This is a genomic window from Xanthomonas arboricola, from assembly GCF_003353015.1.
Lineage (GTDB): Bacteria > Pseudomonadota > Gammaproteobacteria > Xanthomonadales > Xanthomonadaceae > Xanthomonas > Xanthomonas arboricola_E.
Window position 1 is genome coordinate 167,452 of the sequence record NZ_QREM01000010.1, and the last position, 24,850, is coordinate 192,301.

The 24,850-nt window shown below is 67.4% G+C and carries 22 protein-coding genes; 13 read left to right on the top strand and 9 right to left on the bottom strand.

Annotated elements, in window-relative coordinates:
- Positions 1 to 57: 57 nt before the first annotated feature.
- Entirely contained in the window at positions 58 to 630 is a 573-nt protein-coding gene (locus tag C0541_RS18160) for a hypothetical protein (RefSeq protein WP_115050737.1), read from the bottom strand.
- Between the two features lie 269 nt (positions 631 to 899).
- Entirely contained in the window at positions 900 to 4,454 is a 3,555-nt protein-coding gene (locus C0541_RS18165) for a CheR family methyltransferase (RefSeq protein ID WP_161960149.1), read from the bottom strand.
- 207 nt (positions 4,455 to 4,661) lie between these two features.
- Here C0541_RS18165 and C0541_RS18170 point away from each other — a divergent pair, with 207 nt between their 5' ends.
- Positions 4,662 to 5,045 carry a response regulator gene (locus C0541_RS18170; protein WP_115050738.1) on the top strand — a complete coding sequence of 128 codons (384 nt, stop codon included), beginning with the start codon at positions 4,662 to 4,664 and terminating at the stop codon, positions 5,043 to 5,045.
- On the opposite strand, the gene C0541_RS18175 is transcribed toward C0541_RS18170, so the two are convergent.
- The 3 genes from C0541_RS18175 to C0541_RS18185 all read right to left on the bottom strand — a co-directional run bounded on the left by C0541_RS18175 (position 5,039) and on the right by C0541_RS18185 (position 7,313).
- Positions 5,039 to 5,266, bottom strand: coding sequence for a hypothetical protein (locus C0541_RS18175; protein ID WP_161960150.1), 228 nt, complete (start codon positions 5,264 to 5,266; stop codon positions 5,039 to 5,041). The genes C0541_RS18170 and C0541_RS18175 overlap by 7 nt on opposite strands.
- The gene (locus C0541_RS18180; RefSeq protein ID WP_161960151.1) at positions 5,267 to 6,547 is read right to left on the bottom strand and encodes a sigma-54-dependent transcriptional regulator; all 1,281 of its coding nucleotides are present in this window, start codon (positions 6,545 to 6,547) and stop codon (positions 5,267 to 5,269) included.
- A 580-nt stretch (positions 6,548 to 7,127) separates the two neighbouring features.
- Positions 7,128 to 7,313, bottom strand: a complete 186-nt coding sequence (locus C0541_RS18185) for a hypothetical protein (RefSeq protein WP_115050742.1) — start codon at positions 7,311 to 7,313, stop codon at positions 7,128 to 7,130.
- A 211-nt stretch (positions 7,314 to 7,524) separates the two neighbouring features.
- Between C0541_RS18185 and C0541_RS18190 the strand changes: the two genes are divergently transcribed.
- From C0541_RS18190 to C0541_RS18210, 5 genes are all read left to right on the top strand, one after another.
- Positions 7,525 to 8,391: an SDR family oxidoreductase gene (locus C0541_RS18190; RefSeq protein ID WP_115050744.1), complete on the top strand. Its 867-nt coding sequence runs from the start codon at positions 7,525 to 7,527 to the stop codon at positions 8,389 to 8,391.
- 428 nt (positions 8,392 to 8,819) lie between these two features.
- Entirely contained in the window at positions 8,820 to 9,989 is a 1,170-nt protein-coding gene (gene galE / locus C0541_RS18195) for a UDP-glucose 4-epimerase GalE (protein ID WP_115050746.1), read from the top strand.
- A gap of 37 nt (positions 9,990 to 10,026) precedes the next feature.
- Positions 10,027 to 11,211 (top strand): glycosyltransferase family 1 protein, encoded by a 1,185-nt coding sequence (locus C0541_RS18200; RefSeq protein WP_115050748.1) that lies wholly within the window; start codon positions 10,027 to 10,029, stop codon positions 11,209 to 11,211.
- Positions 11,208 to 12,395: a UDP-galactopyranose mutase gene (glf, locus tag C0541_RS18205; protein ID WP_429001357.1), complete on the top strand. Its 1,188-nt coding sequence runs from the start codon at positions 11,208 to 11,210 to the stop codon at positions 12,393 to 12,395. The genes C0541_RS18200 and glf overlap by 4 nt, the downstream gene beginning before the upstream one ends.
- Before the next feature lie 126 nt (positions 12,396 to 12,521).
- Positions 12,522 to 13,673, top strand: coding sequence for a beta-glucosidase (locus tag C0541_RS18210; RefSeq protein ID WP_115050752.1), 1,152 nt, complete (start codon positions 12,522 to 12,524; stop codon positions 13,671 to 13,673).
- 271 nt (positions 13,674 to 13,944) lie between these two features.
- Here the strand turns inward: C0541_RS18210 and C0541_RS18215 are convergent, their stop codons facing one another.
- On the bottom strand, positions 13,945 to 14,589 hold the full coding sequence (locus C0541_RS18215; protein WP_115050754.1) for a DUF4142 domain-containing protein: 645 nt from the start codon (positions 14,587 to 14,589) through the stop codon (positions 13,945 to 13,947).
- A gap of 263 nt (positions 14,590 to 14,852) precedes the next feature.
- Between C0541_RS18215 and C0541_RS18220 the strand changes: the two genes are divergently transcribed.
- On the top strand, positions 14,853 to 16,016 hold the full coding sequence (locus C0541_RS18220) for a zinc-dependent alcohol dehydrogenase (RefSeq protein ID WP_115050756.1): 1,164 nt from the start codon (positions 14,853 to 14,855) through the stop codon (positions 16,014 to 16,016).
- A 77-nt stretch (positions 16,017 to 16,093) separates the two neighbouring features.
- Here the strand turns inward: C0541_RS18220 and C0541_RS21100 are convergent, their stop codons facing one another.
- On the bottom strand, positions 16,094 to 16,261 hold the full coding sequence (locus C0541_RS21100; protein ID WP_193725961.1) for a hypothetical protein: 168 nt from the start codon (positions 16,259 to 16,261) through the stop codon (positions 16,094 to 16,096).
- 217 nt (positions 16,262 to 16,478) lie between these two features.
- Between C0541_RS21100 and C0541_RS18230 the strand changes: the two genes are divergently transcribed.
- Positions 16,479 to 16,895, top strand: coding sequence for a YkgJ family cysteine cluster protein (locus C0541_RS18230; protein ID WP_115051149.1), 417 nt, complete (start codon positions 16,479 to 16,481; stop codon positions 16,893 to 16,895).
- Between the two features lie 10 nt (positions 16,896 to 16,905).
- Positions 16,906 to 17,124, top strand: coding sequence for a hypothetical protein (locus C0541_RS18235; RefSeq protein WP_115050758.1), 219 nt, complete (start codon positions 16,906 to 16,908; stop codon positions 17,122 to 17,124).
- A gap of 51 nt (positions 17,125 to 17,175) precedes the next feature.
- Here C0541_RS18235 and C0541_RS18240 read toward each other — a convergent pair whose 3' ends face one another.
- Positions 17,176 to 17,388 carry a hypothetical protein gene (locus C0541_RS18240; protein ID WP_115050760.1) on the bottom strand — a complete coding sequence of 71 codons (213 nt, stop codon included), beginning with the start codon at positions 17,386 to 17,388 and terminating at the stop codon, positions 17,176 to 17,178.
- Positions 17,389 to 17,734: 346 nt separating this feature from the next.
- Between C0541_RS18240 and C0541_RS18245 the strand changes: the two genes are divergently transcribed.
- From C0541_RS18245 to C0541_RS18260, 4 genes are read left to right on the top strand one after another with little or no spacing between them, the layout of a single operon-like run.
- Complete coding sequence (locus tag C0541_RS18245; RefSeq protein WP_161960152.1) at positions 17,735 to 18,496, top strand: DUF3348 domain-containing protein; 762 nt, start codon at positions 17,735 to 17,737, stop codon at positions 18,494 to 18,496.
- A 10-nt stretch (positions 18,497 to 18,506) separates the two neighbouring features.
- Positions 18,507 to 21,179, top strand: coding sequence for a DUF802 domain-containing protein (locus C0541_RS18250; RefSeq protein WP_115050764.1), 2,673 nt, complete (start codon positions 18,507 to 18,509; stop codon positions 21,177 to 21,179).
- Entirely contained in the window at positions 21,176 to 21,850 is a 675-nt protein-coding gene (locus C0541_RS18255) for an OmpA family protein (protein WP_115050767.1), read from the top strand. The genes C0541_RS18250 and C0541_RS18255 overlap by 4 nt, the downstream gene beginning before the upstream one ends.
- Positions 21,847 to 22,497, top strand: a complete 651-nt coding sequence (locus C0541_RS18260; protein WP_115050768.1) for a DUF2894 domain-containing protein — start codon at positions 21,847 to 21,849, stop codon at positions 22,495 to 22,497. Before C0541_RS18255 ends, C0541_RS18260 begins: the two co-directional genes overlap by 4 nt.
- Positions 22,498 to 22,688: 191 nt before the next feature.
- Here C0541_RS18260 and C0541_RS18265 read toward each other — a convergent pair whose 3' ends face one another.
- Positions 22,689 to 24,827 carry a TonB-dependent siderophore receptor gene (locus C0541_RS18265; protein ID WP_115050769.1) on the bottom strand — a complete coding sequence of 713 codons (2,139 nt, stop codon included), beginning with the start codon at positions 24,825 to 24,827 and terminating at the stop codon, positions 22,689 to 22,691.
- Positions 24,828 to 24,850: the final 23 nt, after the last annotated feature.

Sequence of the window (24,850 nt, forward strand, 5' to 3'; positions counted from 1 at the left end):
TCACTGACGGCGGTTGCTGAAACCGGCCCGGGTCGCTTTGCGACCCGGGCTTTTTTTTCAGATGGGCGCGGCCTGCTTGGCCTGCGCGTCGGTTGCCCACTCCGGCCGCACGCCTGCTGCAGTGGTGCAACGCTCCAGCCGCCATGGCAGGAGCTGACGCATCGCCTCCTCGCCACTGACCTGCAGCCAGCGCGTGGCATCGCCTTCGATGCATAGGGGACGCTGCGTCGGCAGGCTGGCCGAGGAGGCGACCAGCAACGAGAACCCCATCTGCAGGCGGCCGCCGATATCCATGACATTGCGCAGGCCTGCGGCGTACAGCGCGCCACCGTCCTGGCTCAGCCAGGTGGCCGCGGTGGCGCCGTCTGTCGATGCGGTGCCGACGAAGCCGCACAGCGGGACCAGGCAGCGCTGGGTTTCCCAGATGGCCAGGTCCACGCGCCCCAGCCATTCCGGCTCCTGGGTAGTGATCGAGCGCTGCTGTCCCGGCGCGCGTCGACCGAAGGTTGCACGTTCCTCGCGTCTGCCGCCGCGGTCGGCAACCAGAATGTCGGCATCGGCACCGACACCGATCTCGACCCAGGCATTGCTCGCAACGCGGCCTGACAACTGAAGAATGCGCGTAAGCATGTTGAGTCCACTGTGCTGCCTGATGACAGCAAGGAGCTACGCACAATACGCGCCAAGTTTTTTGCTGCTGCACACGGGCGCGCTGCAACGCTCTTGCATGACAGCGGTGGCATCAGCGGCGCTGCGAGGTGCGAATCCGTCGCAACATCTGCACGCACGCGCAGGATTTTCCGTGAGGGCGCGCCGGGATGCACAGCCTTTCGCACATCGGCATGGCAGCGCCTGCCCGAGTGCGCAGAGACTGCACGCGCGCGTGCAGTGAGCCGGCGCTACTGGTCGTGCAGCGAGGTCAGCGGCAACTGGATCTCGCATTCCAGGCGCGTATCGCTGAGCTCGTAACGGGTCTGCGCGCCGTGGCTGTACGGCAGGGCCTTTTCGATCAGGCGGCGGCCGAATCCGCCCGCCTGGTCGCGATCGCCGCGTCGCTGCTGGCTGGCGCCTTCTTCGATCCACGACAGCACCAGGCGCGCAGAGGCGTCGTCGTCGGACACCACATCCCAGCGCACCGACAAGGTGCCGGTCTCCACCGCCAGCGCGCCATGCTTGAGTGCATTGGTTGCCAGCTCGTGCAGCGCCAGCGCCAGCGTCTGCACGGTGGACTTGCGCAGCGCCACATCCGGTCCCTCCACCACGATGCGCTGTTGATCGGGTTCGGCACCGAGCGCATCCAGCTCCATGCGCAGCAGGGCGCCGATGGTGGTGGGCACATTGTCGGACTGCGACAACAGCCCTTGCACGCGCGACAACGCAGACAGCCGGTCGTCGAACCTGCCGGCGAATTCCGGCATGCTGTGGCTGGTCTGCACGGTCTGCTTGGCGACCGACTGCACCACGGTGATCAGGTTGCGGGTGCGGTGCTGCAATTCGCTGACCAGCACGCGCTGCTCGTCCTGCAGGCGGCGCAGATTGTCCGATTCGGTCGAGGTTCCCAGCCACTCCAGCACCTGGCCGCGCTCGTCCAGCACCGGCGCGCTGCGCGTGTGGAACCAGCGGTAGCGATCCTCGGCGGCATTGAACAGGCGATGCTCCACGTCCAGCCCGCCGGTACGCGCACTGTCGTGCCAGGCATTCAAGGTCAGCTCGCGCTCGTCCGGATGCACCGCCTGCAACCAGCCCAGCTCCAGGCTTTCGCCATCGCCCTGCCCGGTATAGCTGGACCATTGCGGGCTGGACCAGGTCCAGCGACCGCCATCGAGTGAACGCCACACCAGCTGCGGAATGCCTTCCATCAGGGTGCGCAGGCGCTGCTCGCTGCTGCGCAAGGCGCGCTCGGCGCGCGTCAGCGGGGTCACGTCCATGAAGGTCAACACCGCGCCGCCGATGAAGTTGTTGACAGTGCGGTACGGCAGCACCCGCACCATGTAGCGGGCGCGGGTGGCGGGGTTTTCCACTTCGCGGTCCAGCACCGCCAGCGTGCGGATCACCCGCCGCACGTCGTCCTGCAGCTCGTCGTAGGTCACGTGCAGCTTGATGTTGCTGATCGGCCGGTGGATATCGCTTTCCACCAACGGCAGGATGTCGGTCACCGCGGGGGTGAAGTTGGTGACGCGCAGCTCGTTGTCCAGGAACACGGTGGCGATCTGGGTGCTTTCCAGCAGGTTCTTCAGGTCGCTGTTGGCATGCGCCAGCTCCTGCACGCGATGGGCCAGCTCGCCGTTGACCGTGGTGACTTCCTCGTTGACCGACTGCAGTTCCTCCTTGGAGGTTTCCAGCTCTTCGTTGGCGCTCTGCAGCTCTTCGTTGAGCGACTGGTATTCCTCGTTGGAGGACTTGAGCTCCTCGTTGGTGCTCTCCAGCTCCTCGATCATCGACTGCAGCCGCTCGCGGGTCATGCGCAGTTCGTTCTCCAGCGCCTGCACGTGTGCGTTGTCGGACACGGTGTCCTTGGGCGGCGCCAGCTCGGCCAGTTCGCGCGCTTCCACTTCCTGGAACAACACCACGTAGCCGCGCGGCACCTCCGAATCCAGCGTCGGCTCCACGAACAGGTCCACTGCCAGGGTCGCCGCATCCTCGTGCATCTGGATGCCCTTGGCCTGCACCGGCGTCATGTCCGCCTCGGCGCGGCCAAGCGCGCTGCGCAACTCCAGCCGCAGGTCGCGGTGGACGAGGTTGAGCAGGTTCAAGCTGGGCGCGCCGCCGCCGGGACGGATGAAACGGCCGGCCTGCGAGGAGAAATGCAGCACGTCGAAATGTTCGTCCAGCACCGCATAGGCCGGCGCATAGCGGTCGGCGATGCGCTCGCCGGCAAGCACCAGCGCATTGCTGGCACTGCGCTGCTGACGGCTTGCCACCGGGACATGGCCGTCCAGTCCGAGCGAGGACGACGGAAAGGTCGCGTGCATGCGGCTGTCGGCATCGATCTTCTGGAACACGCGGAAGCTGCGCTCCACCGGTGCGAACAACTTGGCGTGCCGCGAGACGTTTTCGGCGTTGCCCAGGAACAGGTAGCCGCCCGGCTTGAGCGCGAAGTGAAACACCGGGATCACCCGGTTCTGCAATTCGGCATCCAGGTAGATCAGCAGGTTGCGGCACGACACCAGATCCAGCCGCGAGAACGGCGGGTCCTTGACGATGCTGTGCTGCGAGAACACGCACAGCTCGCGCAGCTGCTTGCTCACCACATAGGTGTCGCCTTCCTTGACGAACCAGCGCTGCAGGCGCTCCGGCCCCACGTCGGCGACGATGCCGGACGAATAACGCCCCACCCGCGCAATGGCCAGTGCCCGCCCGTCGATGTCGCTGGCGAAGATCTGGATGCGTGGCGCCACGTCCAGCGTCTGCGCGTGCTCGCGCAACAGCATCGCCAGCGAGTACGCCTCTTCACCGGTGGAACAGCCCAGCACCCACACGCGCAGGTGGTCGCCCGCCTGCTTGCCCTGGAACAGGCGCGGGATCACCTGCTGCTCCAGGAACTCGAACTCGCGGCGGTCGCGGAAGAACTGGGTCACGCCGATCAGCAGATCGTTGAACAGCAGCAGCGGTTCGTCGAAGCGGCTGCGCAGCTGCTCCAGATACTGTTCCAGCGTGTCCACCTGCACCACCTGCATGCGCCGCTGCACGCGGCGCAGGAACGTGGCGCGCTTGTAGCCGTGGAAATCGTGGCCGGTGGCATTGCGCAGGATGCTGGCGACCTGGCTGAGCTGATCGTTCTCGCTGCCGTTGCGCACGCCCACCGGGGCCGGATGGCCGAAGCGATGATGGCGCTGCATATGCGCGGCGATGCGAGCGGCCACGCGCGGCAGCGGCAGGATGTCGTCGCTGATGGCGGCCGGGTTGCCGGCATTGCGCAGGTCCATGCCGTGCAAGGACGGCTCGTCCACCGCCAATGCCAGACCGCCGCACTCCTTGATGGCCGCAGTGCCCAGGGTGCCGTCGCCATCGAAGCGGCCCATGATCAGGCCGATCACATTGCCGTCCTGGTCGTGCGCCATCGAGACGAAGAAGCTGTCGATCAAGCCGTGATCGCCGGCTTCCTCCAACGGCCGCAGCCGCAGCCGGCCTTCTTCCAGGGTCACCAGCGTATGGCTGGGGGGCAGGTAAATGTGCCCGGGATGCAGCGCATCGCCATCCTCGGGCGCCAGCAGCAGACTGGATTGCGTGCCGAGCAACTCGCGCAGGCGCGGCTCGTCCAGCAGGTGGCGATCGCGCAGCAACAGCATGATGACCAGATTGGGCGCCCCGGCGATTGCGTCGAGCAGTTCGGCCAGACGCGTGGCATCCAGGCCATCGGCACCGACACCGAGAATGAACAACGGTGATGGCGCCACGGCGTCGTGCGCAGTGGTCGCTGCCGGGTCGTCGCAGGAAGTGTCGTCGTCGGTCATTGCAGCCATCGCATCAACGGCGCCGGGTGGGAGGCGCAATCGTCAATGATGGCGCAAACCCGCCTCTACCGCTACGCAGCGTCTGAGCGATACAGGTGCAACGCGCGCACGGGTTGTGGAAGCGCCTGCTTACGCGCGGCGTTAACCGACGCGGCGCGCACTATGGCCTGCGCTGCGTCGGACGGCGCCACCGCGCGAGGAGTTCCCATGCTGGACAATCCACTCAACGGGCTTCGCATCCTCGTGGTCGAGGACGATTACCTGCTGGCCGAATCGCTCAACGACCTGTTGGTGGAGGCCGGCGTCTGCGTGCTCGGGCCGGTGGGCAATGTGCCGGAAGCGCTGTCGCTGGTGACCTCCGGGCAGACCATCGACGGTGCCTTGCTCGACGTCAATGTGCGTGGCCAACCGGTGTTCCCGGTGGCCGATGCGCTGCTCGCGCGCGGCGTGCCTTTCTCGTTCTGTTCCGGCTACGACCGCTACACGCTACCGCCGCGGTTTGCGCACCTGTCCTACTGCATGAAGCCATACAACCCGCGCACCATTACTGCCCTGCTCGGCAACCAGACCCAGCCGACCGAGCACTACTGATCGGTGCCGTCGGTGGACACCGCAGCGTCCTGGCGCAGCGCGCGTTCTTCTTCGCCCAGTTGATTGAGCAACTCCACGGCCGATTGATGGGTGGTGCGCAGGGTTTCCATCGGCTTGGAGGCCTCGTTGCGCAAGGCGTACAACGCAAAGCCCATCACGTTGAGGCGATTGCGCAGCTGATGCAGCAGCTCGCGCCGCCGTTCGTGGGTCGGGTCGCTCACCTACGCGTCCTTGTCGCTGAGCCGGTTGTGCAGGGTGCGCACGCTGATCCCCAACTCGCGCGCCGCCGCCTTCTTGTTGAAACGCGTGCGCGCCAACGCCGCCTCGATCATGGCGTCCTCGGCCTGGCGCATGGTCCAGCCTGCCGGAATCAGCAGGCCGTCCTGGTCGGCCTGCGGCACGGTCTGCACCACATCCGGTGCGCTCAACAGGTCGCCGTCCGAGCGCAGGTACAGGTAGCGGATGAACGAGCGCAACTCGCGCACGTTGCCTGGCCAGGTGTGGTACGCCAGGTAGCGCAGCAGGGATTTGGTCGGCAGCTTGCGGGTGCCGTACTTGAGGTTGAGCTCGTCGATCACGCGCAGGCCCAGCAGGCGCGCATCGCCGCGACGCTCGCGCAGTGGCGGCACCTGGATCGGATACTCGTTGAGCCGGTAGTACAGATCCTCGCGCAGCACGCCGTGCTCGCGTTGCACATGCTGGTGCGTGGCGGCGATCACGCGCGCGTCCAATGGAATTTCCTCGCTGCCACCCACGCGCATGAAGCTGCGTGACTCGATCGCGCGCAGCAGGTAGACCTGCAACCGGGTCGGCATCTCGCCGATCTCGTCCAGGAACAAGGTGCCATCGGCGGCCTGTTCCAGGAAGCCGGCATGCCGACGATCGGCACCGGTGAAGCTGCCACGCTCGTGGCCGAACAACTGGCTGGCCAGCAGTTCCTCGGGGATGGCACCGCAGTTGACCGGCACGAAGCGACCACGACGGCCGGAGACCCGATGGATCGCGCGCGCCACCAGGTCCTTGCCGGTGCCGGTCTCGCCGGTCACCAGCACGTTCAGGTCGGTCGGCGCCACGCGCACGATGTCCTTGCGCAACAGCACGATGCTGTCGCTGTTGCCGATGATGCCCAGGTTGCCCTGCTGCGCTTCGCGCATGCCGCCGAGCACGCGTTCCAGCCGTTCGGGCGCGAACGGCTTGGTGAGGAACGCGCTGACGCCGAACTGCTGCGCGCGGCCCTGGGTTTCGTGGGCGTAGTCGCCGGAAACCACCACGATCTGCGGGGTGTGATCCGGATCGAGGCGTTCGATGAGATCGAAACCGCTGCCGTCGGGCAGGCCAACGTCCACCACCAACAGGTCGGGGAAGTTGCTGTCCAGCCAACGGCTGGCTTCGCCAAGGGTATGGATGCCCTTGGCACGGAAGCCGCTATCGGTGGCTAGCTCGACCACCTGATCGCAGAACTCCACGTCGTCGTCGATGATGGCGCAGGAAAGACGGTCCATGAGCGCTTCTGTCCGCAATGACTAGTACATGTTCAGTTGAGAATTGTGACGGCGGCGCGAAAAAACACGCCTGCACATCACCACGGGAGGGCACATCGCTGTCACGGCCGTTCGGCCATGCGGCGCTCGTTTCCCCCAAGTCGAGCTCGCCGCTGAAGTCCGGACCGAAGTACGCATGGCGACGCTGGATTGCGCCAGTGCCAAGCGTCATGGTTGGGGTCGGTCCGCGCGTCGAATTGGCCGAAACGCCAAGAAGCGCAAGGTTTGCAGGGGGTGGAAGGCGGCCCCGGCAGGGCTACCGCCGGGCCGGCCCTGGGGACCAGCTCGCCTGGCATGCGCCGCCGCGTGATCGGGATGTCAGCTCACGCTGATGTGGACCAACGCCGCCGGAGGCGTTGCGCAGGCCCGGCTGCAAGGGCAGCGGGTGCGAGGTGTTGTCGACAGCCTACGCGGTGGCCGTGCAGACGGTGTGCATGGTCCTGCCCGCCCGGCGACACGGCGACGCAGCCGGAGCACCGGCGAAGTGAAGCGCGGCACGCGCCCGCCGTGCGCGTGCCGGATCTGCGCCGCCAGCGGCGACTCAGCGCTTCTCGGAGCCGTCCGGCCGTTCGTAGTCGTGTTCCGGATCGGCCTTGTTCACGTCGCGATCGTCGTCGGGCATGTCGTGGACCTTCCAGTCGGCATCCTCGTTGCGCTGCTCCTGCGGCGTAAACGGCTTGTTCTGGTCGGTATCCGGACCCCACGGCTTTTTCGGTTCGCGACCCATCGTGCTTCTCCCGGGTGGTGGTGGTGACCCGACGCTAGGCCGGTGCGCATTGCACAGCGGTGAACAACGCTGTGCGATGGCGTGAAGCCGCCGCCGCGCAGGCAGCAGCGGTATCACCACACGCGCCGCCGACATCGCCTAGTCCGCATGTTTACGTTTGCGCACGCACACTGCAGTCCACCGTGATGCGTCACACCGCCAGGAGACCAGGATGCCCGTACCCAATTACCCACGCCCGCCATTCAAGCCGCAGCAGCAGAGCTTTCCCGGACGCACCGAAAAGATGGATCCGCGCCCGGACCACGGCGAGGAGAGCTACGTCGGCCACGGACAGCTCACCGGCAAACGGGCGTTGATCACCGGCGGTGACAGCGGCATCGGTGCGGCGGTGGCGATTGCATACGCGCGCGAAGGTGCCGATGTGGCGATCGCGTACCTGCCCGACGAGCAGGAAGATGCCGCCAAGATCGGCGCGTTGATCGAGAAGGCCGGCGTCAAGGCGTTGCTGGTGGGCTGCGACATCAGCGACCCCAAGCAGGCCGCTGCGCTGATCGAGCAGGTCCACAGCCAGTTCGGCGGCCTGGACATCCTGGTCAACAATGCCGCCTACCAGCAGTACTTCGAGAAGTTCGAGGACATCACTCTGGACGAATGGCGCAAGACCTTCGATACCAATGTGCATGCGGCGTTCCATCTGGTGCAGCTGTCGGTGCCGCTGATGAAGCAGGGTGGCTCCATCATCAACACCGCCTCGGTGCAGTCCAAGAAACCGACCCCGAACATCCTGCCGTACGCCGCCACCAAGGGCGCGCTGGCCAATTTGACCATCGGCCTGGCTGGCGTGCTGGCCGACAGGCACATCCGCGTCAATGCGGTGCTGCCGGGTCCGATCTGGACACCGTTCATTCCCGCCGGCATGGATGAGGACTCGGTGGAAAACTTCGGCGGTCAGACGCCGATGGGCCGTCCCGGGCAACCGGTCGAGCTGGCATCGGCGTACGTGATGCTGGCAGCCGATACCGCCAGCTACACCTCCGGCACCTTGCTGACCATCGCCGGCGGCGCCGTCACGCTGTAACGCCAACCCGCGCCGCACCCCGGCACCAGGCCCGCCTTGCTTCCCCAGCCAGGCGGGCCTTTGCGTTTCTGCAGCGCGCGCGCAGTGCGCAGGCGGACTCGCCCCTCCCTGCACCACAGCCGTGCCCGGCATGTTGTGCACTCCTGCACATCCACAGTGCCGGTGAGGCTTCGGTCAAGACCACGCTCGCGCGCCACGCACCCACCACTGTGCCTGCTCTCACGGCCGGGTTCCTACCGTAGGCGGTGCTGGATCGTGATGCATGTCCCCTCCTTGTCGCCCGGAGCTGCCCGCCACCCACGCGTGGTGCAGGCGCAGCGCCCTGCCGACGCGATGACATCACGCAACACGCATCGATACGTGCGAGGTGGTGCATCCGCGCCATTGCGAGGCCGGCGCGTCAGCGCCCTCCACAAGGCAGGCAATCCATGAGAATTCTGGTCACTGGCGGCACCGGCTACATCGGCTCACATACCTGCGTCGAGTTGGCGCGACGTGGCCACGCGGTGTGCATCGTCGATAATTTGAGCAACTCTTCCGGACGCGTCCTGGACCATCTGCAGCACCTGACGGGCGCTCGTCCGGACTTCCATCGCATGGATGTGCGCGCCCCCGCGCTGGCCGAGCTGCTGGTTGCCAGGAAGATCGACGCGGTGCTGCATTTTGCCGCGCTCAAGGCCGTGGGCGAATCGGTGCGCGAGCCGTTGCTGTACTTCAACAACAACGTGACCGGCACGCTGGCGCTGCTGCGCGCGATGCGCACCGCCGAGGTGACCTCGCTGGTGTTCAGCTCCTCGGCCACCGTCTATGGAGACGCCAACACCAGCCCGATCCGGGAAGACGCGCCATTGAAGGCGGTCAATCCCTACGGACGCACCAAGCTGATGATGGAGGAGATGATCGCCGACCTCAGCGCGGCCTGGCCGGCGTTCAATGCCGCGCTGCTGCGGTACTTCAACCCGGTCGGTGCGCATCCCAGCGGCTACCTGGGCGAAGACCCGAGTGGCGTGCCGAACAACCTGATGCCCTATATCGCGCAGGTGGCGGTCGGCCGCCGCGATGCGCTGCAGGTGTTTGGCGACGACTATCCCACCGCCGACGGCACCGGCGTGCGCGATTACCTGCATGTGATGGATCTGGCGCGCGCGCACGTGGATGCCATCGACTACCTGCAGCGCGAACGCACCGGCCTGGTGGCCAATCTCGGCACCGGGCGCGGCCACAGCGTGCGCGAGGTGGCCGCCGCGTTCGAATGCGCCAGCGGCCGGCGCATTCCGCTGCGCATTGCGCCGCGTCGCGCCGGCGATGTGGCGGTGTACTACGCCAATGCCACGCTTGCCCATCGCCTGCTCGGCTGGAAGGCCGAACACGACCTGGACCGCATGTGCCGCGACACCTGGCGCTGGCAGTCCATGCATCCGGATGGCTATGCCACCTCGCGCCTGGGCACGCTGCGCATCCCGGCACCCGTGCCGGAGACCGCGCCTGTCCACGACGCAGCGGCGCCGCTACGCCGTCTGCTGCCGGCTGCCGATTCCCGTCGACGCAGCGAGCCGGCGCGCCCGCCACTGCTGAGCGACCGCCTTTCGCGCGCCTGATCGGCGCGCGCCCTTTTTCTTCCAATGAGGTCATCACATGAGTTGGGCTGGTCAGTTCCACAACGACATCGGCAACGGCCGCCGCGCCGTTTCCTCCGGCAGCACGCCGCAATTCGATCCGGCGCGCACCACCCTGTTGTGCCTGTCGCATCTGCGCTGGAGCTTCGTCTACCAGCGCCCGCAGCATCTGATGTCGCGCTTTGCCGGCGACTGCAATGTGCTGTTCTGGGAAGAGCCGATCGCCTGCGATGAGTCCGCGCCCTGGCTGCAGCTGCGCGGCGAAGCAGGCGGCCTGCATGTGCTGGTGCCACGCCTGCCGGCCGGGTGTACCGGCGAGGATGCAGTGCTGGTGCAGCGCCGGTTGCTGGATGGCTACCTGGCCGAGCTTGGCGTGGGCGACCTGCTGCTGTGGTACTACACGCCGATGAGCCTGAGCTTCAGCGCGCATCTGCCTGCGCGCGCGATCGTGTACGACTGCATGGACGAGCTGTCGGCCTTTGCCGGTGCGCCGCCCGAGCTGGTGCAGCGCGAGCGCGAGTTGCTGCAACGCGCCGACGTGGTGTTCACCGGTGGCTACAGCATCTGGGACGCCAAGCGTGCGCTGCATGCCAACACGCATGCCTTCCCCAGCAGTGTGGACGTGGCGCATTTCGCTGCCGCACGCCAGCCGCAACAGGAGCCGGCCGATCAGGCCGCCATTCCGCATCCGCGCCTGGGCTTCTATGGCGTGATCGACGAGCGCCTCGACGTGGCCCTGCTGCACGATCTCGCCGCGCAACGGCCACAGTGGCAGCTCGTGATGATCGGGCCGGTGGTCAAGATCGCCGCGTCCGAGCTGCCGCAGGCCGACAACATCCACTATCTCGGCAGCAGGACGTATGACGCGCTGCCCGGCTACCTGTCCGGCTGGGAAGTGGCGCTGATGCCGTTCGCAATGAACGCATCGACCCGCTTCATCAGCCCGACCAAGACGCCCGAATACCTGGCCGGCGGCTGCCCGGTGGTGTCCACGCCGATCCACGATGTGGTGCGCAGCTACGGCGACACCGGCGTGGTGCGCATTGCCGACAGCGCCGCGGCCTTCGTGGCCGCCTGCGAGGCCGCGCTGCGCGACGGCAGCGAGCGCGAGCAACTGCTGGAGACCGCCGACCAGGTGCTGGGCGACATGTCCTGGGACCGCACCTACGCCTCGATGAAGGAGAAACTCACATGGAAGCAATGACACCGACCGGTGCCGTCCCGCTGGCGAGCACGCGCGTGCTCGGCGGCACCCGGCGCGGATTCGACTACCTGATCATCGGCGCGGGCTTTGCCGGCAGCGTGCTGGCCGAGCGGCTGGCGGCCGGCCTGGGCAAGCGCGTGCTGGTGGTCGACCGCCGTCCGCATATCGGCGGCAATGCCTACGACTTCCACGACGACGCCGGGGTGCTGATCCATCGCTATGGTCCGCATATCTTCCACACCAATGCGCAGCGCATCGTGGATTACCTGTCCGGCTTCACCCGGTGGCGGCCCTACGAGCACCGCGTGCTGGCGCAGGTGGGCGAGCAGCAGCTACCGATCCCGATCAACATGACCACCCTGAACCGGCTCTACGGCCTGCAGCTGACCACCGAGGAGGACGCCGCCGCGTTCCTGGCCGGCCGCGCCGAGCCGGTGGCCGACATCCAGACCAGCGAGGATGTGGTGATCAACCAGGTGGGCCGCGCGCTGTACCAGACCTTCTTCCAGGGCTATACGCGCAAGCAATGGGGCCTGGATCCGTCGCAGCTGGACAAGTCGGTAACCGCGCGCGTGCCCACCCGCACCAACGACGACGACCGCTACTTCACCGACAGCTTCCAGCAAATGCCGCTGCACGGCTACACGCGCATGTTCGAACGCATGCTCGATCACCCCAACATCAAGCTGATGCTCAATACCGACTACCGCGAGATCCGCGACGACCTGGACTACGACCAGCTGGTCTACAGCGGCCCGGTGGACGAGTACTTCGACTATTGCTACGGCAAGCTGCCGTATCGCTCGCTCAGGTTCGAACACAGCACCGTGGAGCAGGAATATTTCCAGTCGGTGGCCACGGTCAACTACCCGGCCGAAACGGTGGCCCACACGCGCATCACCGAGTACAAGCACCTCACCGGCCAGCAGCATGCCAAGACCAGCCTCACCTACGAGTATCCCTCGGCCGAGGGCGACCCGTATTATCCGATTCCGCGTGCGGAGAACGCCGAGCTGTACCGGCGCTACGAGCGACTGGCCGCCGAGACGCCCAATGTCACCTTCCTGGGGCGACTGGGCACCTACAGGTACTACAACATGGATCAGGTGGTCGGCCAGGCGCTGGCCTTGTTCAAGCGCATCGAAGACGCCGAGCACCAACGCCGCGCCGAACTGATGGCCTGAGCGGCCGGATGTCACCCGGCAGAATTGCGCGGCCGTGATGCGAAGCGGCGTTCCAGGCCGGCGTGGCGTGTCAATCACATTTCATTGTTCCGCCGGCAGTGCGGCGAAGATGCAGCAGGACCCCAGGTGCACAGCCCCACAGTGTTCGACAGTTTCTTCATGGCGGGCTTCGAATGTTCGACCCATCGCCGTCGCGATGGCCGTCGGCTCGATCTGATCGCCGGCACCCGGCACGACCGCTGGGCCGCGGACGACTATCGCGCCGTCGCCGCACACGGCATGCGCACGGTGCGCGACGGTCTGCGCTGGCACCTGATCGAGCAGCGGCCCGAGCATTACGACTGGTCCAGTTTCCTGCCGATGCTGCATGCCGCCAATGCCGCCGGCACCCAGGTGATCTGGGACCTGTGCCACTACGGCTGGCCGGACGATGTGGATATCTGGCGCCCGCAGTTCGTCGATCGCTTCGCGCGTTTTGCCGCCGCCGCGGCGCAATGCATCAGGAACGAAACCGATGCGGTGCCGTTCTACGCGCCGCTCAACGAGATCTCGTTCTGGGCCTGGAACGGCGGCGACCACGCGCGCATGCATCCCAAAGCGCGCGGACGCGGCTTCGAGCTCAAGCATCAACTGGTACGCGCCACCATCGCCGCGACCGATGCGGTGCGCCAGGTGGAACCGCGTGCGCGCTTCGTGCAGGTGGACCCGGCCATCCACGTGGCCGCCGCCAAGGACCGCCCCGGCCCGCGCCGGGAAGCGGAGCGTCTGCGGATGGCGCAATTCGAGGCCTGGGACATGATCTGCGGCAGGCAGTGGCCCGGGCTGGGCGGCGCGCCGCAGTACCTGGACATCGTCGGCCTGAACTACTACGCGGACAATCAGTGGTACCTGGGCGGTGCAACGATTCCGCGGACCTGCGCCGACCACCGCCCGTTTTCGGCGATCATCGACGAATGCTGGCGCCGCTATCAGCGTCCGCTGATCGTCTCCGAAACCGGCGCCGAAGGCGACAAGCGCGCCGGCTGGCTCGCGCACGTCGGCAGCGAAGTGGCACTGGCCATGCAGCAGGGCGTGCCGATGGAAGGGATCTGCCTGTATCCGGTGCTCGACTATCCGGGCTGGGACAACTACCGCCATTGCCCCACCGGCCTGTTCGGCTATGCCGACGACCACGGCCGGCGCCCGCTGGACAGCGGCCTGGCCGGGCAGCTAGGCCGCGAACACGCACGCTTCGGCCTGCGCGTCCCGCAGCAAGCGCTGGCCGACAGCGATACGTGAACACCGTCGCGCAGCCCGCGCTGTTGCCGGACATGCCTGCGCGCGTTCTCTGGCACTACATTCGCCAGCGGCCCTGGCACTTTACCGGGTTGCTGCTGTTGATCGTCGGCGCCGCCGGCTGCGCGGTCTCATCGACGGAGCGTGCGGCATGTGCGCATCAAGGATGCTCGACACGCGCCCGGCAGCCCGTCACGACAACAGGCAGCCGAAGCTGCCTGTTGTCTGCGTTCCAACGCACACGCTGCGATGTTCGATCAGCGATTGCGGTCGATCACTGCGCCTGGTTCGCCTTGGCCCGCAGCGACCTGGCATGCTCCAGGTGCTGGGCAATGGTCTCGCGGGCGCGCTGCAGTTCCTTGCCCAGATCGCTCGATCCCGGCTCGCTGGCCAGCTGGGCGTCCAGCAACGTCAGCGCCTGCTCGTGGCTGCTCACGCTGGCCTGCAGGTACTGCGTTTCGAACTCCTTGCCGTCCAGGCCTTCCAGACGCTTGCGGGTGCCATCGGCGCGGCTGGACGCGGCCTGCGCCAGCGTGCCGCTGCGATCGGGCGCAAAACGGCTGAGGTCGGTCAATGCCGCGCTATGCGCCTCGTCCATCTTGCGGGCGAATTGCAGCGTCTCGCCGTCCAGGCCCTTGACGACCGCCAGCTGCGCAAGCGTGCGCTCCTGCTCGTTGAACACGACCAGCGCACCGAGGGCCTGCTTGCGGTCGCTGGAAAGCGTGGCGGCTGCACGCAGCGGATCACCGTGCGGCGGCGTGCTGCCGGCGGTGGCCGGCGCACTGAGTGTCTGCCGTTGAATGTCGCGGTCGCTGTTGTTCGGGCTGGCCGTTTCGCTGGCGTCGCTCTGACGACGCTGCCACGCCTTGTACGCCACGTAGCCCACCGCACCGGCGGTCACCATCTTGAGAATTCCCATCGTTGTCTCCTTGATTGATCGTGCAGGGCACGGTCGTTGATTGTCGGGGTCGCATGGTTGCTGCAGCTGTCAGCTGCAGGCGATCCAGCCTGTGGCCCGAGAGTGCGAGCGCCCGGGTTATCCAGACGTGACACACGCATCAACACCGCGTCGCCAATCGGACGCGTCCACACCGTGCGCACGTGCCGTGCTGATGGACTTAACGGCGCGCCGCCAACACTGCATGGCGTTGCCGCATACCGACGGCCTTACGGGAGATCTCCATGCTTGCCCTCAACTACCATGGCTCACGCGATGTCCGGGTCGAAACCGTGCCGGATCCGACCCTTGTCGAACGCGACGACCTGATCCTGCGCGTCACCGCCACCGCCATCTGCGGCTCGGACCTGCATCTGTACCGCGGCAAGATTCCGGACCTGCGGCATGGCGATATTCTCGGCCATGAGTTCATGGGCATCGTCGAGGACGTCGGCCCCGACGTCACCGCGGTCAAACCCGGCGACCGTGTGGTGATTCCGTTCGTGGTGGCCTGCGGGCGCTGCTTCCACTGCATGCTGCAGGAGTTCTCCGCCTGCGAAACCACCAACACCGGCAAGGGCGCTGCGCTCAACCACAAGGACATGCGCCCACCGGCAGCGCTGTTCGGCTTCAGCCATCTGTATGGCGGCCTGTCCGGCGGGCAGGCCGAGTACGTGCGCGTGCCCAAGGCCAACGTCGGGCCATTGGTGGTGCCCGACGCATTGCACGACGAGCAGGTGCTGTTCCTGTCCGACATCCTGCCGACCGGCTACCAGGCGGTCGTCGATGCCGGGGTCAAGCAGGGCTCGACGGTGGCGATCTTCGGCGCTGGCCCGGTGGGCCTGATGGCCGCGGCATGCTGCCGCATGCTGGGCGCCGAGCGCATCTTCATGGTCGACCGGCATGCGTACCGGCTGGACTTCGCGTCCAGGGCCTACGGCATCATCCCGATCAATTTCGACGAGGTCGATGACCCGGCCGATGTGATCGTGTCGCAGACCGATGGCCGCGGCGTGGACGCCAGCATCGAGGCCGTAGGCTTCGAGGCCGAAGGCAGCGCGATCGAAACCGCACTGACCAACCTGAAGCTGGAAGGCAGCAGCGGTGTGGCGATTCGTCAGTGCATCGCGGCAACGCGCCGCTGCGGCGTGGTCAGCGTGCCGGGCGTGTATGCCGGCTTCATCCATGCCTTCATGTTCGGCGACGCCTTCGACAAGGGCCTGAGCTTCAAGATGGGCCAGACCCATGTGCAGAAGCATATGCCGTACTTGCTGGAATGCATCGGCAATGGTGACCTCAAGCCCAGCGCGATCATCTCGCACCGCATGCCGCTGGCCGACGCCGCGCGCGGCTATGAGTTGTTCGACAAGAAGCAGGACGATTGCCGCAAGGTGGTGTTGACGCCGTAACCCACGGCAGCGCTGCAAACGCAAACGGCGCGGTCGATGACCGCGCCGTTTGCATTGCTCGTCGCTGTGCGGCCCGGTCAGTCCAGCGGCTTGGCCGGCACGAACGGCGACACCGGATCGCTGGCCGGAAAGGTTTCTTCCAGCGCATCGTCCTGCAAGGCGTCCTGCTTTTCCTGCGCGCTGCGCTGGTCGTGGTGATCATCGTTCTGATCGGGCGCAGATGTCTGGTGCTGGGAAGTCGTCATGGAATCTCCTGTCGCGCTGATGCACGCACCCCACGCTACGGCAGCCGGGCGGCGGCGCAGGTGAGCGCGGTCTTCGCATCGGCACGACATCGGCAACCGCAACGACGGCACCAGCGGCAACCGGCCGATGCGCGCTGCGCTCGCGTGCACAGGCAACGGCACAGCGCGCCGCTTGGCGAGGCCGGGCACGCGCTCGCCGACGTTCTGCGCTGCTGCGGTGGCCAACCTGCAGCAACACGGCAGGGGCCGGTTCACACCCCGGCACGCCCAGGGTGTATGGTGCAAGTGCGGCCGGACTCCGGTGTCGCCCTCACTCTATCTGGCCTTTTCCATCAAGAATCTCTGCGAACGCTGCGATGCCGTCTGTTGCCGGCTCACCGTCATGGTCGATCCAACCGACCGCATCCCCCAACACTTGACCAGCGTGACACCGCAAGGCTGGCACGTGATGGCGCGTGACGAGGAAGGCTGGTGCGTGGCCATCGATGCGGCGCGCATGTGCTGTTCGATCTACGAGACGCGGCCGGCGATCTGCCGGCGTTTCGTCATGTCCGGGCCGTATTGCCGCGACGTGCGTGCCACCTACGACGACCAACGCCGGCGGGGCATTCCCTTGACGCTGTACAACGCATGAGGATTTCGCCATGAACAACTCCCGCCGTCAGTCGATGACCGTGAGCAATCAGCCAGGCAAGCCGCGGTTGTCCGAGCAACGGCTGGCCGCCGACCTGGAAGCGTTCCAGCAATCCGGTGGTGCGATCGAGCGGCTGGGCGATACCCCGCTGCGGCGCGACAAGAAGCGTGGCGAGCCCGAGGCCACGCCTGCGGTCGCGGTCAAACCGGCAGCTGCCGACGCCGAATAAGCGCGGCGCCTGCCGGTGCAGCCGGCCCGCCGCACCCCGCAGCCTTGGGTTCTATAGCAGCTGCGCGCGATCGATCGCGCCGAGCCCTTGCGCCAGCGATGCCATCTCGTTGGCCAGGTTGATCATGTTGCCGCCGGCCTGTGCTGCGATGGCCATGATGCGTTGATACGCATCCCAGAAGTCCGGTCCACTGCCATAGGCATCGTGGAACCCTTGCAGCTCCTGGACCAGCAGATCGGACACTTGCATGTCGGAGCGGTCCATCGTGTTACCTCGTTGGGTTTTCCCCGGCCCGCAGCTTATACCTGTTCACCTGGCGAAACCGGCGCGACCGGACGACCGGGGATTTGAAGCTGAATTGGTTAGCGAGGGCCACCCAGGCGACAGATGCGTGCCATCCCGCGGCTGCGGCGCGGTCGTGCGCGCGTGCCGTTGGCGCCCCCTGGCAGCACCAAATCGCCGCCAGCGGTTGTGGACAGGCGCCCGCCCACCCCACACCAGCACGGCTGAATGCCGCCAGCCCCACCTGCGGGCAGGCGCTCCCGCGCCCTGGCCCGGTCGCCGAACCACGCACATTCCCGTGTAAAATGCGCGGTCTTTGACCGGACCAATGGCGAAAGCTGCTCCACGGGCGCCCTTGTCGGGCCCGGCGTTCATTCGCCTGCTCGCTCGCCTCACCGATGCCCACGTTGCCCAGTCCAACCATGCGCTCGCCGACCGGCTCAGCCAATGGATCGACTGGACGCGCGCGGTCGCCGTGTCCAGGGCGCTGGATGGCAAGCTGCCGGAGATCGAACCGCTGCCCGAGACGCGCCGGCTCGACGTCGAGGCCTGCGCACGCGTACGCACCGGGTTGGCGACCAGCAGCGTGGTCGATCTGGATGCCGTGGTCGCGCGCGTGCGGCGCGATGCGCGCAGCGCCGCCGCTGCCGACAGCGACGCCGCGACAGCGGCACCTGCACCTGCACCTGCACCCGACTATGCCCCGTTCCGCCACCACTACCTGGCCATGCAACGCGCAATGCGCACCGCCACCGGCGACCTGCGTGGCCGCCTGCGCGACATGCTGGCCCTTGAGTCCGGGCAGATGGCGCGGCTGGCCGAGGTGGATGCGGTGATGGAGCTGACCTTGAGCCCGCGCGAGCAGACCCTGCTGAATCATGTGCCGACCCTGCTCGGTGCGCATTTCGAGCGTCTGCGCGATGCCGCGCAGGCGCCAAACCCGCCACCCGACGGCGACGCCGCGCCACGCGCGGTCTCCGACGGCTGGCTGGATGTGTTTCGCAAAGACATGCAGAGCGTGTTGCTCGCCGAGCTGGATGTCCGTTTTCACCCGATCGAAGGCCTGCTCGCAGCGCTTCGTACCCGCTAACTGGGACCTCATGTTCAGAACTCTCGTTCACCTGTGTGTGTTTGTCGTCGGCCTGTTGGCGGTTTGCTGGGTCGGCATCGGTTATCTGGGCTCCAATCCGCTGGGCGCCTGCGTCGCAGCGGTGATCGGCGCCTGCTATGTGGCCGGCGCGCTGGAGCTGTATCGCTATCGCCAGGCCAGCGCCACGCTGGACGATGCCGTTGCCGCGTTGACCACCGCACCGGCGGCGCTGGGCGAGTGGCTGGAGCGCCTGCATCCAAGCCTGCGCAACGCGGTGCGCCTGCGCATCAAGGGCGAGCGCGTGGCGTTGCCGGCACCGGTGCTGACACCGTACCTGGTCGGCCTGCTGGTGTTGCTGGGCATGCTCGGCACCCTGCTCGGCATGATGGCCACGCTCAAGGGCACCGGCTTTGCATTGCAGAGCGCCACCGACCTGCAGGCCATCCGCGGCTCGCTGGCCGCACCGGTGGAAGGCCTGGCGTTTGCGTTCGGCACCTCGATCGCCGGCGTGGCGACCTCCGCGATGCTGGGGCTGTTGTCGGCGCTGTGCCGGCGCGAGCGGTTGCAGGCAGTGCAGCGGCTGGATCTGAAGATCGCCTCCGAGCTGCATCCGCACTCGGACGCGCACCAGCGTGGCGAAGTGTTCAAGTTGCAGCAGCAGCAAAGCGCACTGATGCCGACGCTGATCGATCGCCTGCAGACGCTGATGCACAGCATCGAGCAGCAGAGCATTGCCGCCGACGAACGCCTGGCCGCGCAGCAGGCCGAATTCCACGCCCGAAGCGAGGCGGCCTACGCACGCCTGGCCACGGCGATGGAGCAATCGCTGCAGAGCGGCGTGGCAGAAAGCGCACGCGCGGTGGGCGCGGCCTTGCAGCCGGCAATGGAAGCGACCATGACCAGCATCGCGCGCGACACTGCCGCCCTGCACGAGCGCCTCACCCACGCCGTGCAGCAGCAACTGGACGGCATCACCAGCGGCTTCCAGCACAGCGCCAGTGCCGCAGCCGCGCACTGGACCAGCGCGCTCGCCGCACAGGAACGCGCGCAGCAAGCGCTCGACACGCGGCTGCAGACCACGCTGGAGCAGATCACACAGCAGACCACTGCCGTGCAGGACGGCGTCGGCACCGCCGTGCAGCAGCAGTTGCACGCGCTCAACGACGGCTTCCAGCACAGTGCGCAGACGGCCGCCGAGCACTGGCAGGCCGTGCTGGCTGCACAGGAACATGCGCAGCACGCGTTGACCGAGCAGTTGCAGACCACGCTGGCGCAGATCGATCAGCGCAGCATCGCGGTGCAGGATGGCGTGACCCACGCGGTGCAGCAGCAGTTGGCCGCGCTCAATGACGGGTTCGAACGCAGCACCGCCGCCGCTGCCGAGCACTGGGCAGCAGTGCTCGCCGAGCAGCAGCGCGCAGGCGCAGCGTTGAGTGCGCAGTTGCACGCCACGCTCGCACAGCTCGCCCAGCAGACCACCGCGCTGCAGGACGGCGTGCAGCAGGCCGTGCAGCAACAACTCGACGGCCTGAGCAGCGGGCTGGAGAACAGCACTGCGGCGGCAGCCGCCACCTGGACCGCGGCAGTGGCCGAACAGCAGCGCGCAAATCACCTGCTGACGCAGGAGTTGCAGGGCACGCTGAGCCAGTTCGCAAGCACCTTCGACGCACGCTCCAGCGCCCTGGTCGATGCGGTGTCCAGGCGCATGGATCAGTCCAGCAGCGAGACGGCCAATGCCTGGAACGACGCGCTGGCGCAACAACGCGACGCCAGCGCCGCCCTGGCGAGCCAGCACCAGGGCGCGCTGGCGGCCGCCACCGCCAGCTTCGACACGCATGCCGCCGCCCTGGTCGGCACGCTGCAGCAATCGCACACCGACCTGCAGGCCGCGCTGGAAGCGCGCGACACCCAGCGCCTGGCGCTGTGGAGCGAGCGCTTCACCGCGATGAGCGCGGAGCTGACCACCCAGTGGGAACGCACCGGCGAACGCGTCACCCAGCAGCAGCAGGCGATCTGCGACACCCTGGCCAGCACCGCCAGCGAGCTGTCCACGCAGGCGCAGGCACAGGCCAGCGCCACCATCAGCGAGGTGGCGCGCCTGATGCAGATCGCTTCCGAAGCACCCAAGGCCGCCGCCGATGTGGTGGCCGAGCTGCGCCAGAACCTGTCCGAGAGCATGGTGCGCGACACCGCCATGCTGGAAGAACGCAGCAAGCTGCTCGCCACCCTGGACACCCTGCTCAACGCGGTCAATCACGCCTCCACCGAACAACGCGCAGCGGTGGATGCGCTGGTCACCACCTCGGCCGACCTGCTGCAACGCGTGGGCACCCAGCTCACCGAGCAGATCGGCAGCGAGACCGGCAAGCTCGGCGCGGTGGCCGCGCATGTCAGCGGCAGCGCGGTGGAAGTGGCCAGCCTGGGCGAAGCCTTCGGCGTGGCGGTGCAGCTGTTCAGCGGCTCCACCAGCGAGCTCAACGCACGCCTGCAGCACGTCGCCAGCGCCCTGGATGCCTCGCTGGCGCGCAGCGACGACCAACTGGCGTACTACGTGGCGCAGGCGCGCGAGGTGGTGGACCTCAGCATGCTGTCGCAGAAGCAGATCATCGAAGAACTGCGCCAGCTCGACCGCGGCCGCGGCGATGCCGGTGAGGCCGCTGCCGGCGAGGCCAGCGCGGCATGAGCGACGAGATCGACATCGACGGCGAATCCGGCACACCGATCTGGGCCGCCTTCGGCGACCTGATGTCGGTGCTGCTGGGCGCGTTCGTGCTGATCCTGGTCGGGGTGATCGGTGTGCAGCTGCAGCTGTCCAGCCGCCTGGACGAAGAGGTCAGGCAACGCCAGGCCGAAGCGCAGCGCCGCAAGACGCTGGAGCAGGCGCTGGCCGCGCCCCTGGCCGCCGGCCGCGTCACCCTGGTCGATGGCCGCATCGGCATCCGCGGCAATGTGCTGTTCGCCTTCAATTCCGATCAGTTGCAGCCGGAAGGCCGCGAGGTGCTGAAGACGCTGGCCGCGCCGTTGACCGAGTACCTGGCCGCGCGCGAGGAGATCCTGATGGTCAGCGGCTTCACCGACGACCGCCCGGTGCTGGGCGGCAACCGTCGCTACGCCGACAACTGGGAACTCTCCGCGCAACGCGCGCTCACCGTGACCCGTGCCTTGATCGCCGAAGGCGTGCCGGCCGGATCGGTGTTCGCCGCGGCCTTCGGCTCGCAGCAGCCGGTGGATTCCAATGCCGACGAAACACGCCGCGCCAGGAACCGCCGCGTGGAGATCGCACCGATCGCGCGCCCTGCCACGTCGCGTGCGTCTTCTGCCGCCAAGCCCACGGCGGCCGCAGGCACGCGATGAGCACGCAGGCGACCTCCGCGCACGCGCGCCTGCAGCATTGGCGCAGCCAGGGTGCCGACCAGCTGGACCCGGTGCGTTTCCACCTGATGGAGACGCTGGCCGCGCGGGCCGGCACCCAGGCCGAGGCAGTGCGCCAGGTGCTGGAAGAAAGGCTGGGCACGCTGGTCGATGCGTATGCGGCAACGGTGAAGCAGGCTGCGCGTCGTCCTGTGGCCGGCGATCCCGCGCAGCCACTGCAACGCAGCGCGCTGGGCGCATTGGCCGAGCAGATGGCAGGCCATGCCGCGTTGATGGAAGTGGACAGCAGAAAGACCGCCACGGCCGACGCCACGCCGTTTCCCGAGCTGCCGGCGCTGGAGGATTTCCGTCGCACCTGGACCACGGTGCGCACCGCCAGCCAGGTGCGGCAGTCGCTGCAGGACGCCCCCAAGGACGCCGGCCCGCTCAATTCCAGCGTGCTGGTGCACCGCTGCATCAGCCTGATGCGCGAGTGCTCGCCGGGCTATCTGCAGCACTTCCTCGGCTATGTCGATGCGCTGTCGTGGCTGGAACAGCTGCACAACGGCGGCGCGTTGGCCAGCGAGGACACCGCAGCCGTGGCGCCGGGCAAGAAACGCAGCAAGCGTCCGTCCACGCGGCGCAGCTAGCGCGACCCACCACGCACGCTGTGTTGCACGCGCGCGCCGCTGGCTGAAACCGGCATGGCGCACCTGTCCAGCACGATCGCGGCCAGTGCGCTGGTCGGCCTCGTCCGCATCCGCCGACCGGCGCTGGAATGGTCCATCGAGCACGCATGCCCGGACATCGCCAGTTGGTGTCGATCACCTGCGGGCGCGGATCAAAACCGCAGCCGCACCCCCACCGTCCAGCTGCGCGGCGCGCCGGGATACACCCACTGCTCGCTGTAGGAGAACGCGGCGTAGCGGCGGTCGCTGAGGTTCTCGACCTTGGCATACAGGCGCAGGCGCTCGCTCAGGTCGTAATGGCCGACCAGGCGCCACACCGTGTACGCAGGCAGCACGAAGCCGGTATTGCTATCCACCGAGCCCAGCCGCTCACCGGTATGCGACACGCCCAGGCCCACCGCCGCAGTGCGCTTGCCGGTCAACGGCTGCGCGTAGTTGACGAAGGCATTGCCGCTGAAGCGTGGCACGTTCGGAAAGCGGCGCCCCTCGGCCAGGCCGGTGCCGGCGGCGGCCTCACTGCTGCGCGTGACCTGCGAGTCGGTATAGGCCAGGCCGACCGAGGCGGCCAGGCGCGGGGTCAGCCGCCCGAGCAGATCCAGCTCCACGCCCTGGCTGCGCATCTGGCCCACCGGCAACGAAAAACTGGTGTCGGCCGGATCCAGGCTCAGCACGTTCTTCTTGTCGATGCGGAACGCGGCCAGCGTTGCTTCCAGGCCATCGCCGGGCTGCACGTATTTCAGGCCGGTTTCCAGCGAGCGGCTTTTCTCCGGCGCAAAGCTCTGCCCGTCCGCACCCACGCCGCTGTTGGGACGAAAGCCGGCCGCAGCACTCGCATACAACGACAGCGCCGCGTCGACATGGAAGATCACGCCGGCACGCGGGCTGACCACACCGTCGGAGGCGCGCTGCGTGGCGCCGCGCAAGTGGTTGTCGAGATCCTGCCGGTAGTGGTCGTAGCGCAGGCCGAGCAAGGCCTTCCAGCGCGCGCCCAGATCGAGCTGGTCCTGCGCATAGACGCCCCACACCTGCTGGCGCTCTTCGGTGTCGGTGATCGTGGCCAGCCGCCCCGGCTGCGCAACGCCGTACTGCGGCGCAAGCACGTCGATGCTGTATGGCGTGGCCGCAGAGCGGGCGCGCTGCTGGAAGCGGCTGTCGTCGAAGCGATTGCCATCCACGCCGAACAACACATTGTGGGTGACGCCACCCATCTGCAAGCTGCCAAGCAATTCGGCACGCGCGGCGATGTCGCGGCCCTGGTAATCGCGGTAGCGGCGCTCGCGGCGCAGCGTGCGCTCGTCGGCCTGCAGCGTCCACGGCTCGGTGGAAAACCCGCGCATGCCGCTGTCGCGATAGGTCGCCCCGCCCTGCAGCGACCAGGTCTGGTTCACGCCATGCACCACGAATACCTGGTGCCCGGTGGAATGCAGGTCGATAGCGCCATCGCGCGGCTCGCCCAGGAAGCGCCCGGCCGGTAGCCGATTGGCATCGCCATCGATGGCGGTGACGCCGCGATCGAACGGCGCATGGATGCGCACGAACTCCAGCTCGTAGGACACCGTGGTATCGGGCGTCGGCATCCACAGCAGCGAGGGCGCCAGCAGCGTGTTGTCGCTGTCGACGGTGTCGCGGAAACTGTGCTGGTCCTTGTGCATCGCATTCAGCCGATAGGCCAGGTTCTCGCCCAGCGCGCCGGTGCTGTCGAGCGCAGCGCGATAACTGTCAAAGCGCCCCGCCGACAGGTCCACGCTGTGCTGCGGCTGGAACAGCGGCTTCTTGGTGACGATGTTGACCACCCCGCCCGGCTCGCCGCGTCCGTACAACGCCGAGGCCGGGCCCTTGATCACCTCGATGCTCTGCGTGTTGGCGCCGTCGCGCAGGCCGTTGTAGCCGCGGCTGGCATTGAAGCCGTTGACCATGTAGTCCGAGCTGAAGTTCGGGTCGCCGGTGAAGCCGCGCATCGAGTAGCTGTCCCACAACCCGCCCAGGTTGTTGGCCTTGGTGATGCCGCTGGCCAGCTCCAGCGCACCGGCCAGATCGGTGATGCCGGCATCTTCCAGCAAGGTCTGATCGAGCACGCGCGCACTGATCGGCAGATCGCGCAGCGGCGCATCGGTCTTGGTGGCACCGGTCACGCTCAAGGCACGGTACGGCGTGTACTGGCTGCGCACCTGCACCGTATCCAGGTCGCGCGCCTGCGGCTCGGTAGCCTCGGCGAATGGACTGACGCCTGCGCAGCTCAGTGCACCGAGCAAGGGCAGCGTGTTGGACAGACGGCGGCGCGGCGTGGACATCGGGCAGGACTCCTGAAGCACCC

What these genes read in the sequence shown, in the direction of transcription:
- C0541_RS18265 (WP_115050769.1), bottom strand. Translation starts at nt 24,827, where the DNA reads ATGTCCACGCCGCGCCGCCGTCTGTCCAACACGCTGCCCTTGCTCGGT.
- glf (WP_429001357.1), top strand. Translation starts at nt 11,208, where the DNA reads ATGACACCGACCGGTGCCGTCCCGCTGGCGAGCACGCGCGTGCTCGGC.
- C0541_RS18260 (WP_115050768.1), top strand. Translation starts at nt 21,847, where the DNA reads ATGAGCACGCAGGCGACCTCCGCGCACGCGCGCCTGCAGCATTGGCGC.
- C0541_RS18170 (WP_115050738.1), top strand. Translation starts at nt 4,662, where the DNA reads ATGCTGGACAATCCACTCAACGGGCTTCGCATCCTCGTGGTCGAGGAC.
- C0541_RS18235 (WP_115050758.1), top strand. Translation starts at nt 16,906, where the DNA reads ATGAACAACTCCCGCCGTCAGTCGATGACCGTGAGCAATCAGCCAGGC.
- C0541_RS18185 (WP_115050742.1), bottom strand. Translation starts at nt 7,313, where the DNA reads ATGGGTCGCGAACCGAAAAAGCCGTGGGGTCCGGATACCGACCAGAAC.
- C0541_RS18240 (WP_115050760.1), bottom strand. Translation starts at nt 17,388, where the DNA reads ATGGACCGCTCCGACATGCAAGTGTCCGATCTGCTGGTCCAGGAGCTG.
- C0541_RS18160 (WP_115050737.1), bottom strand. Translation starts at nt 630, where the DNA reads ATGCTTACGCGCATTCTTCAGTTGTCAGGCCGCGTTGCGAGCAATGCC.
- galE (WP_115050746.1), top strand. Translation starts at nt 8,820, where the DNA reads ATGAGAATTCTGGTCACTGGCGGCACCGGCTACATCGGCTCACATACC.
- C0541_RS21100 (WP_193725961.1), bottom strand. Translation starts at nt 16,261, where the DNA reads ATGACGACTTCCCAGCACCAGACATCTGCGCCCGATCAGAACGATGAT.
- C0541_RS18200 (WP_115050748.1), top strand. Translation starts at nt 10,027, where the DNA reads ATGAGTTGGGCTGGTCAGTTCCACAACGACATCGGCAACGGCCGCCGC.
- C0541_RS18180 (WP_161960151.1), bottom strand. Translation starts at nt 6,547, where the DNA reads ATGGACCGTCTTTCCTGCGCCATCATCGACGACGACGTGGAGTTCTGC.
- C0541_RS18215 (WP_115050754.1), bottom strand. Translation starts at nt 14,589, where the DNA reads ATGGGAATTCTCAAGATGGTGACCGCCGGTGCGGTGGGCTACGTGGCG.
- C0541_RS18245 (WP_161960152.1), top strand. Translation starts at nt 17,735, where the DNA reads ATGGCGAAAGCTGCTCCACGGGCGCCCTTGTCGGGCCCGGCGTTCATT.
- C0541_RS18190 (WP_115050744.1), top strand. Translation starts at nt 7,525, where the DNA reads ATGCCCGTACCCAATTACCCACGCCCGCCATTCAAGCCGCAGCAGCAG.
- C0541_RS18220 (WP_115050756.1), top strand. Translation starts at nt 14,853, where the DNA reads ATGCTTGCCCTCAACTACCATGGCTCACGCGATGTCCGGGTCGAAACC.
- C0541_RS18165 (WP_161960149.1), bottom strand. Translation starts at nt 4,454, where the DNA reads ATGACCGACGACGACACTTCCTGCGACGACCCGGCAGCGACCACTGCG.
- C0541_RS18250 (WP_115050764.1), top strand. Translation starts at nt 18,507, where the DNA reads ATGTTCAGAACTCTCGTTCACCTGTGTGTGTTTGTCGTCGGCCTGTTG.
- C0541_RS18255 (WP_115050767.1), top strand. Translation starts at nt 21,176, where the DNA reads ATGAGCGACGAGATCGACATCGACGGCGAATCCGGCACACCGATCTGG.